The sequence below is a fragment of the Streptomyces sp. NPDC002926 genome (assembly GCF_053591755.1).
The window spans coordinates 82,618-99,982 of the sequence record NZ_JBSFUK010000008.1 but is presented as its reverse complement, the minus strand read 5'-3'; the positions used below and the strand labels follow the sequence as shown (position 1 = coordinate 99,982).

Sequence of the window (17,365 nt, the reverse complement as noted above, 5' to 3'; positions counted from 1 at the left end):
ACATGCGTTTTGTGACCCATCTGCCCTGCGCGACGAAGGAAGAAGAGCACGTCGCCATTCCCATGTCCGACGGTATCGAGCTGTCGGCCCGTATCTGGCGGCCCATATCGTCGGACAACGAGCCGGTGCCCGCGGTGCTCGAGTACATCCCCTACCGCAAGCGCGACCTGACCGCCGTACGGGACTCGATTCACCACCCCTACATCGCCGGCCACGGCTACGCCTGCGTACGCGTCGACACCCGGGGCACAGGCGAGTCCGAAGGGGTGCTGCTGGACGAGTACCTCGAGCAGGAACAGACCGACGCCGAAGAAGTGCTCGCCTGGCTGGCGGAGCAGCCGTGGTGTGACGGCACCACCGGCATGATGGGGATTTCCTGGGGCGCCTTCGCCGCGCTCCAGGTCGCCGCCCGGCAGCCGCCGAGTCTGCGCGCCATCGTCATCGCCTCCTTCACGGACGACCGCTACGCCGACGACATGCACTACATGGGCGGAGCCATGCTGTCGGACAATCTGGCCGAAGCGGGCACTATGTTCGCGTACGGCACCTGTCCGCCGGACCCGGCGGTGGTCGGAGACCGCTGGCGACGGATGTGGCACGAACGGCTCGAGCACACTCGCCCCTGGGTGCTGGAGTGGCTGCGCCACCAGCGCCGCGACGACTACTGGCGGCACGCCTCGGTCTGCGAGAACTACTCGGCGGTCCAGTGCCCGGTCCTCGCCTCCAGCGGCTGGGCCGACGGTTACTCGAACGCGGTGACCCGCCTGCTCGGGAACCTGGACGTACCCCGCAAGGGACTGATCGGGCCGTGGTCGCACAAGTTGCCGCATCTCGGCGAGCCGGGGCCCGCCATCGGCTACCTCCAGGAGGTGGTGCGCTGGTGGGACCACTGGCTCAAGGGCGTCGACAACGGCGTCATGGACGGACCCATGCTGCAGACGTGGATGCAGGAGAGCGTGCCACCATCCACGTCATACGAGGAACGGCCGGGTCGATGGGTCGGCGAGCCCAGCTGGCCGTCACCTCACATCGAACAGATCACACACCGTCTCACCCGGCACCGCATCCGACCGCCCGACGAGGATGACCGGCAGGGGCAGACCGTCGCCGACGGGGAGGCGATGACTGTGCAGTCGCCGCTGTCGGTGGGCCAGTTCGCGGGCAAGTGGGCTTCGTACAACGCACCGCCGGACCTGCCGTACGACCAGCGCGAGGAAGACGGTGGCTCGCTGGTGTTCGACAGCGACCCCCTCGCCGAAACGCTCGAGATCCTCGGGGCGCCCACCGTCGAACTGGACCTCGCGGTCAGCGAGCCGGTCGCGATGGTGGCCGCGCGGTTGTCCGACGTCAGCCCCGACGGCCGGGCCACTCGCGTCTCCTACGGCATCCTCAACCTGACCCGCCTGGACAGCACGGAGACCCCCGCGCCCCTGGAACCCGGCCGTCGCTACCGGGCAACGGTCCAGCTCAACGGGGTCGCCCAGGCTTTTCCCCCCGGCCACCGCGTCCGGCTGTCGCTGTCCACGTCGTACTGGCCACTTGCCTGGCCGCCGCCGAAGCCCGTCCTGCTGAGCGTGTACGAGGGCTCGAGCTCCTTGACCCTGCCGGTACGCCCCACGGGCGAACCGGACGAGATGCCGGCCAGCCCGTTCGCCCAACCCGAGGGAGCACCGCCCCTCGCCTCCACCCAGCTGACTCCTCCCGAAGAGCGCTGGGAAGTCAGGCGTGACCTCATCGGCTACAACGCGGCACTGGAGATCGTGAAGGACCGCGGCATGGTCCGCATCGACGACATCGGCATGGAGGTCGGCCGTCGCGCCTACGAGCGCTATGCGGCCGTGGCGGACGACTTCACCTCGGTCAGTGGCGAGTCGGCCTGGACGATGCGGTTCCGCCGGGACGACTGGGACGTTCGGGTGGAGACCCGGACCCGGCTCAGCTCGGACGAGCAGGACTTCTTCGTGGACGCCACGGTCGACGGCTACGAGGGCGATCGGCGTGTGTTTTCGCGCACGTGGAACGAGAAGGTGCCACGTGACCTGCTGTAGCAGGTCCAGCCGCGGGGTCCCGCCGTGTATTGGAAGGTAGTTGGCCCCCGGGTCGGCGCTGCGTGCATGAGGTAAAAGGCTCTGGACCTTCGTCGCGCCCCAGCAGGTCGCATGGACGGCTGTCAGCCCGGAGCTCGTCAAGGTCGGCCAAGTGGCGCCTTCCCCATGGGGAATCCGCGACCGTCCATCGGGAGATCACCAGGGTATGCGGGCGCGGCGACCCCATTGCGGGGGCACAACTCGGCGTACTGGAGCAGCCGGTGAAGATGATGCGCTGCCGGGCACCGCGGGTGACAAGGCTTATCGTGGCGCCAGAGCAGCTGCCGAGGTACGACGGCGGAACCGAAGCGCTGACGAGGGCCCCCGGTAGTCCGCCGCGGCGCCACATCGAACGCGCTCTGGGGGGATCAGCTGTATCCGTACGCGCGCACTCCATTGAAGTTCATCGTCCGCTCAAGCTCCTGCTGCGTCTGCTCAGCCGTCCGGCGTGCTTCGGCCAGGACATCCCCGCGCTCGTCCACGAGCCTGGCATAGATGGGGGCGTCTGATCGGTCCACGGGGCTCACGGTGGAAAGGTCCTTCCTTCGAACTGCGGTCCCGCTTCCGGCCGGCGGCCGGAAGCGGGAGCCGAGTCTACGGACACCCCGGCGGAGGCAACCGTCCCCCTCCCCTTTAGCGAATGTCGCCCTTCCAGTCCCAGCGTGGTGGATCGTCCGCCCGGGGTGCGTACGTTGCCCGGCCCCCGGGGCCCAGTGAGGCGAGCTCGGAAGGCAGCGCCGCCCCTTCAGCGAGCTCTCTCGGCGTCCAGCCGGTCACATCCAGCAGCAGCCCGTCCAGCGGTCCGCCGACCAGCTCGCGATAGACACGCCCCGGCTGCGGTCCCGGATCGGGATCATCATGGTCGGCGCCGTAGACCCGGCCCCGCATCAACTCGTCCATGCGCCAACGATCCCAGTCCCCACTGACAACAGCGCCGCCGAACGGCAGGCCGACCCGCCGGAACGCGAACGTGCCGGTCCGCACCGTCTTCTGGCACGGAGGGTGCCGATGGCCGACTCAAGAGGCCGGCGCTGCTGGACCCGGGGTGCGGTTTGCGGTGTCAGGGTTCCCACCCAGAGCTGCGAACGCGCGGGAGCTGCAGCCATCACAGGGCTTCAGCGGCGCGACTCCGCCCGGGTGGCACCGATGCCGGCGGTCACCACCAGTGCGGTTCCTGCGAGTTGCAGGGCATCGGGTGTCTGCGCGATGAGAATCATGCCGGCGAGCAGACTGACGGCCGGTTCGAGGCCTGCCAGCGTGCCGTAGGTCGTCTTGCCGATGCGCTGCAGCGCCTTCATCTCCAGCAGGAACGGCACGAGAGGCATGAGCACCGCGATGCCCGCCGCCGCAGCGGCCGTCTGCCAGGTCAGGGCCGCGACGGCTGCATGCGCCCCGAAAGGTGCGGCGGCCAGTGCGGCGACGCTGAGCGAGACCGCCAGTGCATGCGGCGCGCTGAAACGGCTGCCGACGTGCGCCGTGCCGACGACATAGAGCGCCCAGCAGGCCGCCGACCCGAGTCCGAAGAGGATGCCCGTCCGGCTCGTGGCGCCTGTCCAGGGCGCGGTGAGCAGCAGGACGCCTGCTGCGGCGACGGCGAGCCACGCCAGTTCCCTGCTCCGTCGCGAGGCGACGACCGCGACGCTCAGCGGTCCGAGGAACTCGAGTGCGGTGGCCGTGCCCAGCGGAAGACGTGCGCTGGCCTCCGAGAAGAGCAGCATCATGGCCGCGCTGACGACGCCCAGCAGGGTGGTGGCCACGAGGTCGGCGCGGCGGGCCGCCCGCAGCGTCCGGCACAGGGACCTGCCGGTGAATGCGAGCAGGAAGAGGCCGGCGAAGCTGAGGCGCAGCCAGGTCGTGCCGGCCGGTCCCAGTGCGGGGAACAGCTCGGTCGCCAGGGCACTGCCTGTGTGCAGTACGGCCATGGCGATCAGGACCAGCACCGCCCCTGGCATACGGCGAGGTCCGGAAGGTGCGTTCGTACCCGTCGGGGTGGCAGTGGCGGGGGCGGCGGTAGCGGTCACGGTGCCATTGGACCGGGACCGTCCGTTTCTGTCCACGGGCCAATGGTGGATACACCAACCACTTTGGGTGGACAATAAGAGAATGACGGCACCCGACACCGACCATTTTCTGGATCTACGGCGGCTCAGCCTGCTGGTCGACCTGCAACGGCTGGGCACCATGGCCGCAGTCGCCGCGCACACCGGCTACGGAACATCGGCCGTGTCCAAGCATCTCGGAGTACTGGAGAGCGAGGTGGGCGTGCCGCTGCTGACCCCGGTCGGGCGGCGGGTGCAGCTCACCCCGGCCGGCGAACGGCTCGTCGAACACGCCGTGGGTATTCTCGCCGCCGTCGAGCAGGCCCAGTCGGAGCTGCGCGGCACGGCCGACCCCGTCGGCCGGGTGCGACTGGCGAGCTTCTTCACGGCCGTCGAGCCGGTGGTCCTGCCCGCCCTGGGACGGCTGCGCGGCCGGTACCCGCGGATCGTGGTGGAGGTGCACGAACACGAACCGGAGCACACCGCGGAGCTGTTGCGCTCCGGCAGCATCGACCTTGGCATCGTGTACGACTACAGTCTGGTCCCCCGGACCCTGTCGCCGGAACTGAGCGCCCGGCAGATCGATGAACAGCCCCTCTACCTCGCTGTCCCCGCCGGGCACCCGGACTCCGCCCGGCCCGTCACCGTGCCCGAGCTGGCCCAGTTCGCCACCACCGGGTGGATCGCCAATTCCCGCGGCACGGACGACGACGAACTCGTCCAGCGCGTCTGCGCCATCGCTGGATTCACCCCCCGGATCGCGCACCGTGTCGACAGCCTCCACCTTGTCAACGGCCTGGTCGCGGCGAACCTCGGCATCGCCCTGCTCGCCGAATCCGGCATCGAACGCCATCGCCCGGATGTCGCCTACCGCCGCCTGGACCCGCTGGCCGGCCACCGCCGTACCTTCCTTCTCACGCGGACGGGTCAGGCCTCCTGGCCGCCCATCGCCGCCCTGACGACCATCATCACCGAGCAGGACGGATGAACCTCATGGTGCTTCTGATCCGTGGAGAGCGAGCAGACGAATCCTGTCGCCCGGCCTGGCGAGGCAGCGTACGGCTGTCGCCTTGACCGCCAGTCCTCTCCTCGGCCGGGGTCGCCGGACGTCACGGGGGTCGGGGTCGCCGGACGTCACGGGTCGATACGTCTCCCACCGGCGGGCGTGACCGCGTCACATCGGCCAGGGATCCTCGCCGCTTGCGGGTCGGTAGACCGTCAGAGCGTGATGGGTCTTGCCCAGGACGAGGCCAGGTGCGGGCGTTGTGGTGACCTCGCCGTCGTACGCGAAATGGGGGTCCTCGTCTATCGCGTCGATTCGGAGCGTACGCAGTTGCGTGGTGGTGAGCACCCTCGAGTTGTGGAGGGTGCCGGTCAGCACGGCCAGCAGAAGCCGGGTGCGCGCCCAGGACGCGTCGCCGTCGACGGCACGGACGTCGAGCAGACCGTCGTCGAGGCGGGCGCGGTAGGTCGGGGCGAAGCCTGCGGGATGGTAGATGCCGTTGCCCGCGAACAGCAGCCACAGTCGCCGCGGGCGTCCGTTTACGGCGATGTTGATGGGACGGCTGTTGGTCAGGACGCGGGCCAGGCCGAGTGCCAGGGCCGGCCACTTGCCGATCCTGGCCTGCAGACCCTCGCGAGCATGCACGAGTTCGGGATAGACGCCCAGACTGAAGGTGTTGAGGAAGACCTTCGTCTCGCTGCCGTCGGCCGGATCAGCGCGTCCGAGGTCGACGGTCACCGCGTCCCCTGCGGTGATCGCGTCGAGCACGTCCTGCATCGACTCGATGCCGAGGTCCGCGGCGAAGTGGTTGAATGTGCCGCCCGGAAATACGGCCAGGGGCACGCGGTGTCCCATGGCGGCCTGGGCCGCGGCGTTGATGGACCCGTCGCCGCCGCACATGCCCAGTGCCCCGCCGTTCCTTTTCGCCTCCCGCGCCGCAGCGTCGAGGACCGCGGGCAGGTCGTCCTCGGGAGAGAGCTCGGTGAGTTGCGCTTCGGGCAGTAGCGCTTGCAGCCGCTCGACCGTGCTCGCGCTGCCGGGGAGCGTTGCGATTCCGGACCCTGGATTGACGACGAGGAACAGACCTTTCCCGAGCGGCAGTTCAGGGGCTGCTTGACGCGGGCGTACCGCCTCGGCGGGAGTGTCGGGTATGACGGGCCACCAGCGGGACGTCAGCGTGGCGACACCTGCGCCGATCGTGATTCCGGCGAGTACCGCTCCACGGTGACGAAGTCCGGCCCGGTGGATACGGGATCCGGCGAGGGCTGTTGCCAGAGGTGCGACGACGGCGCCGAGGCGCGGGGCTTCCAGTGCGACACCGATGGTGAACGCCGCCGCGACAGCCGCGGGGCCCGACGGGGAGAGCGCGGCCACCGAGCCCTGCCGGGAGAGGCGAGCGGGGCGACCCGGGCCGGCTCCTGTCCGTCTCAGCGCGGGCTGACTCAACGCTTTGGTGATCGCGGACGCGATGGCGAAGGAACCTGCACCGCGCAGTGCCGCCCTGCGGGTGGTCCGCCCTCCGGACAGGCCGAGGAGGGCAGCCGCGCCGTACCAGAGGAGTTCGCTGTCGGCCACGCGCCCGACAGCGGCCCAGCGGGCGGATGCCGCGGGCGCGGCCGTGGCCCGTCGGAACAACTCGCGGACGGGTGGCTGGGAGAGGCGGAGCCTTTGTCTCATGGGAAGTTCCCTACCCCCGGATTGCTTGCGCAGGCGGGTGAGTGACGAGTGCGCCCGCCCGGATGAGCCGGGTCGAGCTCTACCTCGTCCCGTTCTCCTGGCAGGACGCCGACCGATCGGCCTCGGAAGCCGAGGAATTGCGCATGAAGTCACTGCCCCCGCTCCTGGGGCAGGCTCGACCGGTCGGCGCCGGCGATGCTGCCACGCGTATCCGCCGCGTCCTTCGGCTATGGGCCCGGCGGTGTCACAGCCCCAGGCTGCCTCCACGGCCTCGACGCAGTCGGTAGTCAGGCCTGGGCTCGGAGGGCAGCGGTGTGTGAACGGACCTGTTCGGGTGTCAAGTAGGCGTCGGTGTACTCGAAGTCGCGCAAGGTGGCCGGCTTCTGCGCCTGGAAGCCGGTCCGCACAAAATCGTCTCCTGCGACCGCGTTGAGCACCCAGTTGGTCAGCACACGGGTCTTGGCGACACCGGTCCTCAGCGCCATCCAGTGGTAACCGCGGGCCACGACCTGTGCGGGCAGGCCGTGCAGCTCAATGCCGAGGGGCTTGGAAACGGCGTCCTTGCCCCCGAGGTCCACCACCAGACCAAGGTCCTTGTGCACGTACGGCACGAGCGGTCGGCCGTGCATCGAGGCGATGACGTTGTCGGCGGCTTTCCGCCCCTGTCGCTGAGCGTGTTGCGCGGTGGGCGGACAGACCGCTCCGTCGCCCTTGGCCAGGTCCGGGACGGCTGCCGCGTCCCCGAGGGCGAAGGCTCCGTCCGCACCGGGGACCGTCATCTCGGGCCGTACCACGAGCCGCCCACGGTCCGTCTCCTTGTCCAGAGTGCCGACCAGCGGGCTCGCGGCGACACCGGCAGTCCAGATGAGTGTGCGGCACGGCAGCACGCGGCCGTCGGTGAGTGTCACCTTTTCGGGCCCCGCCTCGGCGACGGACACCCCCAGCGAGACCTCGATCCCGCGCCTGCGCAGGATGTCCAGGGCCGCGAGTCCCAGCTTGTCGCCCAGTTCGGGCATCAGCTTCGGCGCGATATCGACCAAGTGCCATTTGATGTGCTCGGGATCCAGGCGCGGGTACCGCTTCACGGCGTGCTGGGTGAGGCGCTGAAGGCAGGCGGCAGTCTCGGTGCCCGCGTACCCTCCGCCGACAACCACGAACTGGAGCCGTGATGTCCGCTCCGCCTCGTCCTGGCTGGCATCTGCCAGATCGAGCTGGGCGATGACGTGGTCGCGGATATAGGCGGCCTCGGCGAGCGTCTTCATCCCCCGCGCGTGCTCAACGAGCCCCGGGATGTCGAACGTCCTGGTGATACTGCCGGGAGCCAGCACAATGTAGTCGTAAGGCAGGTCGACCATTTCACCTGTGATCTTGCGGACGACGCAGATCTTGTCCTTTGCGTCGACACCGATGGCTCCACCGGGGATGATGCGGGTCCGGCGCTTGCTGCTGCGGCGCAGCGAGACCGCGATGGACTGCGGCGTCAGCACGCCGGCGGCCACTTGAGGCAGCAGAGGCAGGTAGAGCTGGTACGAAAATGGGGTGACCAGCGAGATTTCCGCCTCCGCCGGGGACAACTTGCGTTCCAGCCGACGCGCACATTCGATTCCGGCGAAGCCGGCTCCCACCACAAGAATCCTCGATCGTGCCATGGTGTCAGTCCTTTCTCTGCCCGACAGGTCGTGTGTCGACTGCCCCGCCTCGCCTGCCTTGCACAACCGTTTCCTCGCCAATCGCACGCCGACACGCTTCGTACCGGCCGCTTCGCGCCGCCTCGCCGGCCGACCGCACGCCTTCCGGCCTTCCCTCGACTCTCCCCACAGTGGCATCGGAACCGAACGCGCTTGGTGAGGAACGTTGTTGATCGACGGAGAACGGCCCTACAACCAGCCGTTGCGGCGGAAGAGATGGCGCAGTAGCGCGGACGTACTCACCATGGCTGCAACCGCGAGCGGATAGCCATAAGTCCATTCCAGTTCGGGCATGTGGGCGAAGTTCATGCCGTAAACACCGGCAATGAGGGTGGGCAGGGCAAAGATGGCGGCCCAGGCGGAAATGGTGCGCATGTCGTCGTTCTGCCAGGTCCCCACGCGGGCCAGGTGGGCATCGAGAACGGAATTGAGCAATTCGTCCAGGGACCGGACCTCGATGTCGGTGCGGTGCACGTGGTCGGCGACGTCCCGCAAGTACGGCATCGCGTCCTCGTGCCAGCCGGTGCGCGGGCCGGCGAGGTCCTGCACCACCGGCACCAAGGGCTGCACGGCGTCACGGAACTCCAGGACCTCCCGTTTGAGTGAGTACACCTCCTCGATCACGTCTTCGCGCACCGGGGAGAACACCCGTCGCTCCAGGTCGCTGAGATCACCGCGCACTTCCTCGGCGATGGAGCCGTAGGCGTCCACGGTCACGTCCAGGACGGCATGCAGCACCGCCACCGGGCCGAATGCCAGCATCGCCGGATCGCTGCACAACCGGCGTTCGGCTTCAGGGATGGGGTCAGACTCTCCGTGGCAGACGGTGAGGACGTAATTCGGGCCGAGGAAAATCATGATTTGACCCACCTCGACCTGTGAAGTCACCTCCACGTACCAGAGCGTCTTCAGCGCCACAGCCAGGACATCGCCGTAGCGCTCGCGCTTGGGGCGCTGGTGCGCCCGCACCGCGTCTTCCACCGCCAGCGGGTGCAACCGCAGCTCCCGAGCCAGCGCCTGGACCTCATCGTCTGAAGGCTCGACCAGCCGTATCCACCCGAAGGCTCCCTCCCCCGCGTCCCGCAGCCGCTTCAGGGATGCCTCGCTGCCCTCCAGCACTTCAGGACGCGATGCCTGCGATGCATCACCGTCACTTCGATAGATCACACATTCCATTCCTCTACACCTGCGCGCAGGGCTCCGGTTCATGCCACTCCGGTGCCGTGACCAAACCCACGACGAACCTGCGGCCTTGCCGCTCACCCGCGTCCAGGCTGCTGGACGCCTTGCGTGCTCAGCTGATTCCGGTGGGCACCGAGAAAGGCTGTGATCAGGGCGCGTTCCGAGCGACGGAGTATTACCCCACCGGTTCTCGTGCGAGCTGCTCCGTCTGGCGTGATCTAGGGATGTCGCGGGCACGCGAGGTGTCATGGGATCTCTCAAGCGGTGGGAACAAGTTCTTGAACGCTGGCAGGACGCCCTGATCGCAAGGGTCTTCCACAGCGATCCGGTCGAATTGCTCGACAGGCTGCGGGGTGAATGCGACAACCACGCGGTGGTGTGCAGCGAGACTCGCGTCGTGGTGCCGAACGCCTACGAGATCGAACTCGCCTCCGGCGTACACAAGGAGCTGGCTCGCCACACCCGGCAGTTGGGACAGGCGCTCATGGACACGCTCGCGCGCCACGGCGAGAAAAACGGCTACGAGTGGGCCGGCCCACTGACAGTGCGCGTCACGACTGCAGCCCACCTGCCCAACGGCCGGTACCGCGTGTCCAGCCGCGCCATGCCCCACGTCCGCGCTGATGCGTTCCCTTCAGCAGCCGAGTGAGCGCGGCTCGGTCGAGCGGGTGATCACCACTTCGCTGGAGTCGAGAGCGGCTGAGAGGTCGCGATACAGCTCGTCCTGGACAGCCCCCGCTTCGAGTACGGATTCCGTTGCGATGACGCGGCGGCCCGGTACTCGTCCTGGTCGGCGGCGACGGCCCGCAGCGCGTCAGCCAGGGCCTGCGGTCCGAGGAGCATCAGAGCCCGGAGTGCGCTGACCTCACGGCCGGAGTCCCACCCGCCTGCCGTCGGAGTGCGGAACGGCGTGACGGTGATGCCACAGGAGGCGAAGAGGCCTGTCTCCAGGTATTTCATACCGCCGGTCCCGCACAGATATGACCTTGCCCCGGTGACCGTGGCCAGATCAGCGAGCCGCTGCGAGCGGCCCGGCCGGGACGCCAGTTGGCTGCTTCGGATGACCCGGCCCTTCCAGCCGAGCAGATCCAGCAGGATGTGCGTGGACGCCTCGGTGACCTCGGCGGTCTTGTCGGACGTGGCGAACAGGTCGAGCACCGGGACCAATGCCCGGTCGAAGGCGGGCCAGTACAGGCTGGACCCAAAGTACTGCCGGAGCATCCGAACGGTCCGCCGCCGGGACCGCATCGGATCGACGATCAGAGCATTCCTGATGGTTGTTTGGCGACCACAGGGAAGGTGGGTGGGGATGGAAAGCCACTGTCGTTGGTGCGGGTCGCCGAGGGCCGCCAGCCGGGCCCGGTGCTGGTAGCCGCGGCGGGTGAACTGCACGTCGTCCAGGACGATCCAGTAGTCCGCCGCGAACAGCTTGGCCAGCGTGGTCAGCCGCGGAAAGAGGTTGGGCTGGTGGATCGCACACAGCCCGCCCGGCGGCGGCAGCTCAAGGCTTGAGGAGACGGCTGTCGAAGCCGCCGGAGAGGAGAGATTCGTAGGCGGCATGCACGTCCTCCGGGACGTCCTGGGCGATGGCGAAGCCGAGCTTCGGATACTCGATCACCCGCTGGAGGTCGCCGACGAGCATGTCCAGGACGAGTTTCTCGTCGCCGATGCTCTTGAGGTAGTCGTCGAACTCCAGTGGCTCCGAGGCACAGATGATCTCGACCTCGGGCCACAGCTTGCGGGCGGTGGCGAAGGATCGCCGCTCCATATAGGGCTTGGAGACCAGCAGCACCGTCGTCGGTGTGATCCCGGCGGTGGCCAGCAGGGCGCGCGACAGGGTGATGTTCTGGCCGGTGTTCCCAGCGTTGGGCTCCAGCAGGATCGCAGAGGCGGGGACGCCGAGTTCGATGGCGTGCTCGCGGAAGTGCACGGCCTCCCCGCGCGGGAAGACCTTGGCGGTGGTGGGGCTGTTGCCGCCGGTGAAGACCAGGTGCGGGAAGAGCCCGGCGCGATACAGCTCGGCGGAGAACGCAGCCACTCCGAGGTCGTGGCTGCCCAGGCCGATCGCCGCGTCGGCGGGCCGGGTCTCGTGGTGCATCTGGTGGTAGTCCCAGATCAGGTTGGCCTGCTGCCACTGGTCCTCGGTGAGGGCCTGCTGGTTGTCGCTCACGCGTGTCTCTCCCTGGTCACCGTTGCCGGGGCCCGGTCGGCCCCTCGCTCATGGCCTTGATGCCCTCGATACTGCGCAGTTGGTGCACGAGTCCGTACTGCGCGGCCACCTTGGCGGACTGGTCGAGGACGAGAAGTCCATCATCGCGGGTGTCCCGGTCGGAGAGCAGGATGTGACCGTGGGCGGTGTCCAGTCGCACGCGTTGTCGGTGAGTCCGTCGCCTGGCTGCTGCGGGCGATGTCGATAAAGTGCAGGGCGCCGGTGAGATCGCCGGCACCGCGGTGGGCAAGAGCGAGTTTCTGATGGGCCACCGACCAGTCGTCAGGCTCGGCCAGGTCCTCGAACTCGCGGGTCGCCGCTCGCATGACGCGGGCCGCATAGCCGTGGTTGCCGTCCTTGCTCAGCGCGGTCCCCACCCACAGCCGAGCACGAGCCCGGTCACGGCGCGAGAGCCGGTCATCGACAGCCAGGGTCTCGTAGTTGCGGGCGGCGATCTCCAGCTTCCCGGACATCTCCGCGACCACCGCCAGCGACAGGTCGAGCTGGGCGACGCGGCGGGGGATGTCAAGTTGGGTGAAGACCGAGCGGGCCCCGGCATAGGAGTGCTGGGCCGACAGCGGCCCGAGCACGGCGCCTTGGTCGCGCTGGAGGTCGCCGAGCAGAGCGGTGGAGCGGGCGAACAAGTACAGGCCCTTGTCATCCAGCTCCGGCGGTCTCCACCGGTTGATCCACCGGGTCAGCAGGCTGGAGGCGAAGGTGAAGTTCTGGCGGGAGAGCGCGACCACGGTCCGGTCCAGGTCGTCGGTCCACGACTCGTAGTCCCACATCCGGGGTCCACTGGTGGTGACCCGCCGCCCCGGGCCTGCGGCGGTGGTCCGGCCGCTCTCGGACAGCAGGGTCTCGAACCGCAGGTGGACGGCGGCGTCCGCGCGGGCGAGTGAGGTGTCGAGGATGGCCTGGGTGTCCGGGCGGGGTTCGGTGGCGGCGGCGAGCTTGTCCCACTTGGAGACGGTGCGGACGGCGACGCCGAGGTGTTCGGCGAACGCGCGAACGCTCATCCGCAGCGCGAGACGCAGAGCATGGGCCTCCAGGCCGCTCCACTGGTGCACGGTCGCCACGCGTTGCTCCCTTCCTGGACGTCATGGAAGCACGGAGCGTGCAAGGCGGGGGACGCAAGTGCAACGGAAGTACAACACCCGGTCATTTCTCGACTGTTGAGTCTGCTTCACGCTCGATGGCAGGGGTCGAAGCCGCAGGCCGAGACCCCCACACCGCCTGCTTCGACTCTTCTTGGACGGTTACGAGCATGGAACCCCTCACGGAGCATCGCGGCGTCAACGGTCCGGTCGTTTACGGCTTCCTGCGGCTGGTCAACGTCCCTGCCGCCCGGGAGATCGCCCTGTCCGCGTCGCTGGCTGAGTACTGCCGTCAGCACGAGCTGCTGCTGTCGGGCGTCTTCACCGACCGCACGCCCACTGACGGCCTGGCCTCGGCGGCGTTTACCGGGCTGCTGGACGTGCTCGTGCTGCCCGACGGCTACGGCGTCGTGCTGCCAGCCCTCTCCCACCTGGGACCGAAAGCGATAGCGGCCGAACGGGAGAGGCAGTTGGAGGCGGCCGGGGCCCGGCTGCTGCTGGTCCGCGGGACCCCCAGGCCCTGTACCGGCCGGCCACCGGCATTCCAGCCCGCCCGGCGGCCCGTCCAGGCGCCGGAGCCCGGGGCCCGCTCCCGCCCTGGACGCCGAGACGTGAGGCTCACCATGCCCGACCCCACGCAGCAGTTCTTCGCCGAGACGCCCGCATCGGTCGGAGCGGCTCGCCACTTCGCCCTGACGACCCTGTCCTCCTGGAGGCTGTCCGCCCGCGCCGAGGACATCCGGCTCTGTGTCTCGGAGCTGGCCTCCAACGCACTCGCCCACGGCACCGACCCCGGGCGCGGCTTCCTGGTCAAAATCGAAGCAGACGACGACTTCGTACGCCTGGAAGTACATGACAGCCGGGGCCACCGCCCTGCGGTCCGGCACCCCGCCGACATGGAGACCTCCGGGCGGGGCCTTCTGCTCGTCGAGGCGCTTTCCGACGGCTGGGGCGTCGAGGATCGCCGACCGTTCGGCAAGATCGTCTGGTCCCGTTTCAAGGTTGGGAGAACGCCGTGCTGACCCGCCCTGCGGCGCCGGCCTCCACCGGTCCCGGTCCCGGGCTGCTGGTCTCGCTGGGGCCTGGACCTGGCCGGGCACTGATCCGGCCGGGCAGAGCCGCGGGCTGGCCGGAGCCCGCGAGGCATCCCGGACCTTCACGGGCGTCTGCAGGTCATCGGCGACCGGGTGCTGCTGCGGTTCCACGGCGCCCGCTACGGCCTGCGGCTGCCGACCCACCCGACCTGGACCGATCTCCTCACCGGCTGCGGCCGGGCGGTCCTCTTGCTCGGCCTGGACTTGCTGCCGCAGTCCGCCGACGCCCCCCGCGTCGACGCCTACCTGGATGCCGCCCTCGCCACCGACCGGCTGCTGTTCGGCCGCGCCCACACCACCTGAACCACCAGCCTCCCCATGCACGGCCCGCACTCTCAATGAGAGGGAACTGCCATGGAATCCTTCGAACGCGCCCGGCTGGACGCCTACTTCGCCAAGATCGCCGCCCAGTTCGCCGCCGACGAGCAGGCCGCTTCGTTCCTGGTCACCCATCTGCTGCCCGAGCGGCCCGGTTTCGTCCGCGCGGTCGCCTCCCTCTCCAGGCTGCGGGCTGTGCTGCCCAAGCCGAAGTCCATCAGCCCGGCCGCCCAGCGCGAGGTTGAGCAGACCTTGTTGGCGTACTCCTTTGAGTGCTCCGCCAAGTACAGATATACGTGCACCGCTCTGTAGCCGGCGGGATGGACTGATCGCCGGTCGAGGGCACTGCTGAGGATCCCATCAGGGACTGTCATGATCTCGTTCATGGACGAGGTCATCGATGTTCTGAGGCGGGAGTTCGACGCAGAGGAGGGGAGCTTCCTACTGCGGTTGCGTGGGGATCTGGAATGGGACCGGGCTGCCTTCACCCGTCTTGAGCGGGCGATGCGGGCTGCGTGCGAGCACTCCCAAGGCAACGAGATGCTCGATCGGTGGCTGGTCGATGGGTTCTATGAGGTCGCGTCGTGGGTTCCGATGTGGACCTCGCATCCGAACTTCCCAAGGCCGGCCCCCGCTGCTTACTACGAGGACTGCATTGAACGAATCAGTGATCTGGCCAGCTGGTTCTTCCGGGGCTGGCATGACTACTCCGAAGGGCACCTGTGGTCTGACCTGTGAAGACCGAGGGATGTTCAGTCAGGCTGCGTCGTGCCGGTCTCGTTCGATGGCGGCGAGTCGGTTCTTGAGACGGTAGCTGGGGCCGTTGATGGAGACGACGCCGCAGTGGTGGAGAAGGCGGTCGAGAATGGCGGTGGCGAGGACTTCATCGCCGAACACCTGTCCCCATTCGCTGAAGGTCTTGTTCGAAGTCAGGATGATCGAGCCCTTTTCATACCGCTTTGAGATCACCTGGAAGACCAGGTTGGCCTCGGCTCGCGCGAGGGGCTGGTAGCCGACTTCGTCGAGGACGAGGACCGCTGGCCGCAGGTAGCTGCCGAGTTTGCTGGTCAGGCGTCCGGCCGCTTCGGCGGCGGTGAGGTTGCGGACCATGTCGTCAAGGCTGGTGAAGTAGATCGAGTAGCCGGCCCGGCAGGCCGCGACAGCGAGAGCGACGGCGATGTGTGTCTTGCCCACCCCCGGCGGCCCCAGGAGAGCGGCGTTGGCCTTGGCCTCGACGAACGACAGGGTGGCGAGATCCTTGACCTTGCGGGGATCGAGCTCGGGCTGGAACGAGAAGTCGTAGTCATCGAGTGTCTTGTGGTGCGGCAGCTTGGAGAGCCGCAGCCCTTGGCGGAAGCGGCGGTCGTCACGGACGGCCAGCTCTTCGGACAGAATCAGGTCGATGAAGTCGAGATAGCCCATCTTGGCCTCGTCAGCCCGCTGAGCGTATTGAGTCAGGGCCTCGGCCAGGTGGGGCAGGCCCAGCTTGGCGGCCGTGCTGCGGATGCGGGTGGAGACCAGCTCGCTCAACGGGATTCCTTCGTGCTCGGCTTGGTGGTGAAGGGGCGGGTGCCGGTCAGTTCGTCATAGACCGACAGGGGACGGCGGCCGACCTCGACCTGGGTGGCCGCGGCCCGGTTCAGCAAGGCCAACAGCGGCCCGGTCACCGGGCCGACACCGTCAGGCCGCCGCGGTGCGGAGACATCGCCCGTGGTGACGCGGCGGCCCGCTCCGCTGGGCAGCCCTTCCCAGTGCTTCTCGTCGACAACTCGGGCCCCGCGGCCGAGAGCGCGGGGATGGGTGGCCAGAAGGGTTTCGCCAGTGTGGTCGGGTGTGGTGGCATGCAGCATGACCTGGGACTTTGTGGCCCGGACCTCGACCAGTTGGCGGGGACGGACCCTGCGGGCCGGCACCGAGTAGAGATTCGCGTCGAACGCGACCAGACAGTCCTTGCCGACATGGCGAAGATGCCGCTGAGTGACCACATATGGGGTCTGCGGAAGGGATCGAAGTGCCATGTGGTCGCGGACGGCGCGAAGGCCGATGACCTCGCCATGGGTGCCGTGGACCTTCGCTCGCCGCAGCGGAACCCAGGCGGTGAAGGCAGCGTTCAGCTCCTCGACCGAGGAGAAGGCCCTCCCTGCCAGGACGTGATCGCGGACGATCAGGACCTGGCGCTCAACCCGGCCCTTTCCGGTGGGCCGGTAAGCGGCCAGCACGTCGGGGTCGAAGTCGTAGTGGCCGGCGAACGCGACAGCCTCCGGATGGAGCGGAACGGCCTCACCAGGGGCGACATGCCGGCGGACCACGGTCTTGGTCCGGTCGTAGACGATCGACATCGGGACACCGCCGAAGTGGGCAAACGCCTGACGGTGGCAGTCGAAGAACGTCGCCAGCTCCTGGCTGGTGGTGAAGCAGCAGAACGGATCTCGCGAGTACGACAGCGTCATGTGGAACGAGTAGACCTTCGGGATCCCGACATGAGCGAGGATCTTGCCCTCGTCCCCCCAGTCCACCTGGGCCTGAGCACCGGGCACCACTTCGAACCTGCGGTGCAGGCCGGCCAGCTCACCCGGGCTGATGCCCAGTTCCTCCGCGACCCTCGGCCTAGCCTCCTGCAAATACATCTTCACGCGCTGGTAGTTGCCGGTGAATCCGTACTCCGCCACCAGCCGCTCGTGGATCACGGCCCCCTTGAGCAAAATCTCGGCCCGCAGCATCGCGTCGATCAGCGGGGCGACCTCGTCCACCACCCGCTGGCGCGGGAGACCGTTAGCAGCCCTCTTCGGCGGCGCAACCGGAACCTCGCCCGACAGGTACTTGGTGACCGTGCGACGGTTCAGCCCGGTCTCCTTCGCGATCTCCCGCAGGCTCATCGCACCGGACTCGTACAGACCGCGAAACCGCCTGAGTTCCAGCCACCGATGCGGGTCCAACACCACTTCCAGCCCCCTTCCGCCGACCCGAACGG

17 protein-coding genes and 1 pseudogene are annotated in these 17,365 nt (G+C 68.4%); 7 read left to right on the top strand and 11 right to left on the bottom strand.

Annotated features, from left to right (window positions below; translation table 11 throughout):
- Positions 1-2 precede the first annotated feature (2 nt).
- On the top strand, positions 3-2,048 hold the full coding sequence (locus ACWDZ6_RS16390) for a CocE/NonD family hydrolase (RefSeq protein ID WP_451503378.1): 2,046 nt from the start codon (positions 3-5) through the stop codon (positions 2,046-2,048).
- A 407-nt stretch (positions 2,049-2,455) separates the two neighbouring features.
- Here ACWDZ6_RS16390 and ACWDZ6_RS16385 read toward each other — a convergent pair whose 3' ends face one another.
- The 3 genes from ACWDZ6_RS16385 to ACWDZ6_RS16375 all read right to left on the bottom strand — a co-directional run bounded on the left by ACWDZ6_RS16385 (position 2,456) and on the right by ACWDZ6_RS16375 (position 4,108).
- The gene (locus ACWDZ6_RS16385; RefSeq protein ID WP_451503377.1) at positions 2,456-2,605 is read right to left on the bottom strand and encodes a hypothetical protein; all 150 of its coding nucleotides are present in this window, start codon (positions 2,603-2,605) and stop codon (positions 2,456-2,458) included.
- A 115-nt stretch (positions 2,606-2,720) separates the two neighbouring features.
- The gene (locus tag ACWDZ6_RS16380; RefSeq protein ID WP_326654881.1) at positions 2,721-2,987 is read right to left on the bottom strand and encodes a hypothetical protein; all 267 of its coding nucleotides are present in this window, start codon (positions 2,985-2,987) and stop codon (positions 2,721-2,723) included.
- 215 nt (positions 2,988-3,202) lie between these two features.
- Positions 3,203-4,108, bottom strand: coding sequence for an EamA family transporter (locus ACWDZ6_RS16375; protein ID WP_451503376.1), 906 nt, complete (start codon positions 4,106-4,108; stop codon positions 3,203-3,205).
- An 82-nt stretch (positions 4,109-4,190) separates the two neighbouring features.
- Here ACWDZ6_RS16375 and ACWDZ6_RS16370 point away from each other — a divergent pair, with 82 nt between their 5' ends.
- Positions 4,191-5,114 carry a LysR family transcriptional regulator gene (locus ACWDZ6_RS16370; protein ID WP_451503375.1) on the top strand — a complete coding sequence of 308 codons (924 nt, stop codon included), beginning with the start codon at positions 4,191-4,193 and terminating at the stop codon, positions 5,112-5,114.
- 186 nt (positions 5,115-5,300) lie between these two features.
- Here ACWDZ6_RS16370 and ACWDZ6_RS16365 read toward each other — a convergent pair whose 3' ends face one another.
- The 3 genes from ACWDZ6_RS16365 to ACWDZ6_RS16355 form a co-directional block, all read right to left on the bottom strand.
- Complete coding sequence (locus ACWDZ6_RS16365; RefSeq protein WP_451503374.1) at positions 5,301-6,806, bottom strand: diacylglycerol kinase family protein; 1,506 nt, start codon at positions 6,804-6,806, stop codon at positions 5,301-5,303.
- A 287-nt stretch (positions 6,807-7,093) separates the two neighbouring features.
- Positions 7,094-8,455, bottom strand: a complete 1,362-nt coding sequence (locus ACWDZ6_RS16360; protein WP_451503373.1) for an NAD(P)/FAD-dependent oxidoreductase — start codon at positions 8,453-8,455, stop codon at positions 7,094-7,096.
- Positions 8,456-8,683: 228 nt separating this feature from the next.
- Positions 8,684-9,670: a magnesium and cobalt transport protein CorA gene (locus tag ACWDZ6_RS16355; protein ID WP_451503372.1), complete on the bottom strand. Its 987-nt coding sequence runs from the start codon at positions 9,668-9,670 to the stop codon at positions 8,684-8,686.
- Between the two features lie 253 nt (positions 9,671-9,923).
- Here ACWDZ6_RS16355 and ACWDZ6_RS16350 point away from each other — a divergent pair, with 253 nt between their 5' ends.
- Positions 9,924-10,325, top strand: coding sequence for a DUF3662 domain-containing protein (locus ACWDZ6_RS16350; protein WP_351460415.1), 402 nt, complete (start codon positions 9,924-9,926; stop codon positions 10,323-10,325).
- Between the two features lie 23 nt (positions 10,326-10,348).
- Here ACWDZ6_RS16350 and ACWDZ6_RS16345 read toward each other — a convergent pair whose 3' ends face one another.
- The 3 genes and pseudogenes from ACWDZ6_RS16345 to ACWDZ6_RS16335 form a co-directional block, all read right to left on the bottom strand.
- The gene (locus ACWDZ6_RS16345) at positions 10,349-11,236 is read right to left on the bottom strand and encodes a WbqC family protein (protein WP_451503371.1); all 888 of its coding nucleotides are present in this window, start codon (positions 11,234-11,236) and stop codon (positions 10,349-10,351) included.
- Positions 11,178-11,846, bottom strand: a complete 669-nt coding sequence (locus ACWDZ6_RS16340) for a YdcF family protein (protein ID WP_451503370.1) — start codon at positions 11,844-11,846, stop codon at positions 11,178-11,180. Before ACWDZ6_RS16340 ends, ACWDZ6_RS16345 begins: the two co-directional genes overlap by 59 nt.
- A gap of 16 nt (positions 11,847-11,862) precedes the next feature.
- Positions 11,863-12,964, bottom strand: a pseudogene (locus tag ACWDZ6_RS16335) (helix-turn-helix domain-containing protein).
- A gap of 188 nt (positions 12,965-13,152) precedes the next feature.
- On the opposite strand from ACWDZ6_RS16335, the gene ACWDZ6_RS16330 reads away from it, so the two are divergent.
- The 4 genes from ACWDZ6_RS16330 to ACWDZ6_RS16315 all read left to right on the top strand — a co-directional run bounded on the left by ACWDZ6_RS16330 (position 13,153) and on the right by ACWDZ6_RS16315 (position 15,132).
- Positions 13,153-14,004: an ATP-binding protein gene (locus ACWDZ6_RS16330; protein ID WP_451503369.1), complete on the top strand. Its 852-nt coding sequence runs from the start codon at positions 13,153-13,155 to the stop codon at positions 14,002-14,004.
- Positions 14,005-14,169: 165 nt separating this feature from the next.
- Positions 14,170-14,379 (top strand): hypothetical protein, encoded by a 210-nt coding sequence (locus ACWDZ6_RS16325; protein WP_451503368.1) that lies wholly within the window; start codon positions 14,170-14,172, stop codon positions 14,377-14,379.
- Between the two features lie 51 nt (positions 14,380-14,430).
- Positions 14,431-14,706: a hypothetical protein gene (locus ACWDZ6_RS16320; RefSeq protein ID WP_451503367.1), complete on the top strand. Its 276-nt coding sequence runs from the start codon at positions 14,431-14,433 to the stop codon at positions 14,704-14,706.
- Between the two features lie 72 nt (positions 14,707-14,778).
- The gene (locus ACWDZ6_RS16315) at positions 14,779-15,132 is read left to right on the top strand and encodes a hypothetical protein (RefSeq protein WP_351460139.1); all 354 of its coding nucleotides are present in this window, start codon (positions 14,779-14,781) and stop codon (positions 15,130-15,132) included.
- An 18-nt stretch (positions 15,133-15,150) separates the two neighbouring features.
- On the opposite strand, the gene istB is transcribed toward ACWDZ6_RS16315, so the two are convergent.
- Both istB and istA read right to left on the bottom strand, forming a co-directional pair.
- Positions 15,151-15,924 (bottom strand): IS21-like element helper ATPase IstB, encoded by a 774-nt coding sequence (istB, locus tag ACWDZ6_RS16310; protein ID WP_351460142.1) that lies wholly within the window; start codon positions 15,922-15,924, stop codon positions 15,151-15,153.
- Entirely contained in the window at positions 15,921-17,336 is a 1,416-nt protein-coding gene (istA, locus tag ACWDZ6_RS16305) for an IS21 family transposase (protein WP_351460145.1), read from the bottom strand. Before istA ends, istB begins: the two co-directional genes overlap by 4 nt.
- Positions 17,337-17,365: the final 29 nt, after the last annotated feature.

What these genes read in the sequence shown, in the direction of transcription:
- ACWDZ6_RS16390 (WP_451503378.1), top strand. Translation starts at nt 3, where the DNA reads ATGCGTTTTGTGACCCATCTGCCCTGCGCGACGAAGGAAGAAGAGCAC.
- ACWDZ6_RS16380 (WP_326654881.1), bottom strand. Translation starts at nt 2,987, where the DNA reads ATGGACGAGTTGATGCGGGGCCGGGTCTACGGCGCCGACCATGATGAT.
- ACWDZ6_RS16370 (WP_451503375.1), top strand. Translation starts at nt 4,191, where the DNA reads ATGACGGCACCCGACACCGACCATTTTCTGGATCTACGGCGGCTCAGC.
- ACWDZ6_RS16365 (WP_451503374.1), bottom strand. Translation starts at nt 6,806, where the DNA reads ATGAGACAAAGGCTCCGCCTCTCCCAGCCACCCGTCCGCGAGTTGTTC.
- ACWDZ6_RS16360 (WP_451503373.1), bottom strand. Translation starts at nt 8,455, where the DNA reads ATGGCACGATCGAGGATTCTTGTGGTGGGAGCCGGCTTCGCCGGAATC.
- ACWDZ6_RS16355 (WP_451503372.1), bottom strand. Translation starts at nt 9,670, where the DNA reads ATGGAATGTGTGATCTATCGAAGTGACGGTGATGCATCGCAGGCATCG.
- ACWDZ6_RS16350 (WP_351460415.1), top strand. Translation starts at nt 9,924, where the DNA reads ATGGGATCTCTCAAGCGGTGGGAACAAGTTCTTGAACGCTGGCAGGAC.
- ACWDZ6_RS16345 (WP_451503371.1), bottom strand. Translation starts at nt 11,236, where the DNA reads ATGCCGCCTACGAATCTCTCCTCTCCGGCGGCTTCGACAGCCGTCTCC.
- ACWDZ6_RS16330 (WP_451503369.1), top strand. Translation starts at nt 13,153, where the DNA reads ATGGAACCCCTCACGGAGCATCGCGGCGTCAACGGTCCGGTCGTTTAC.
- ACWDZ6_RS16320 (WP_451503367.1), top strand. Translation starts at nt 14,431, where the DNA reads ATGGAATCCTTCGAACGCGCCCGGCTGGACGCCTACTTCGCCAAGATC.
- ACWDZ6_RS16315 (WP_351460139.1), top strand. Translation starts at nt 14,779, where the DNA reads ATGGACGAGGTCATCGATGTTCTGAGGCGGGAGTTCGACGCAGAGGAG.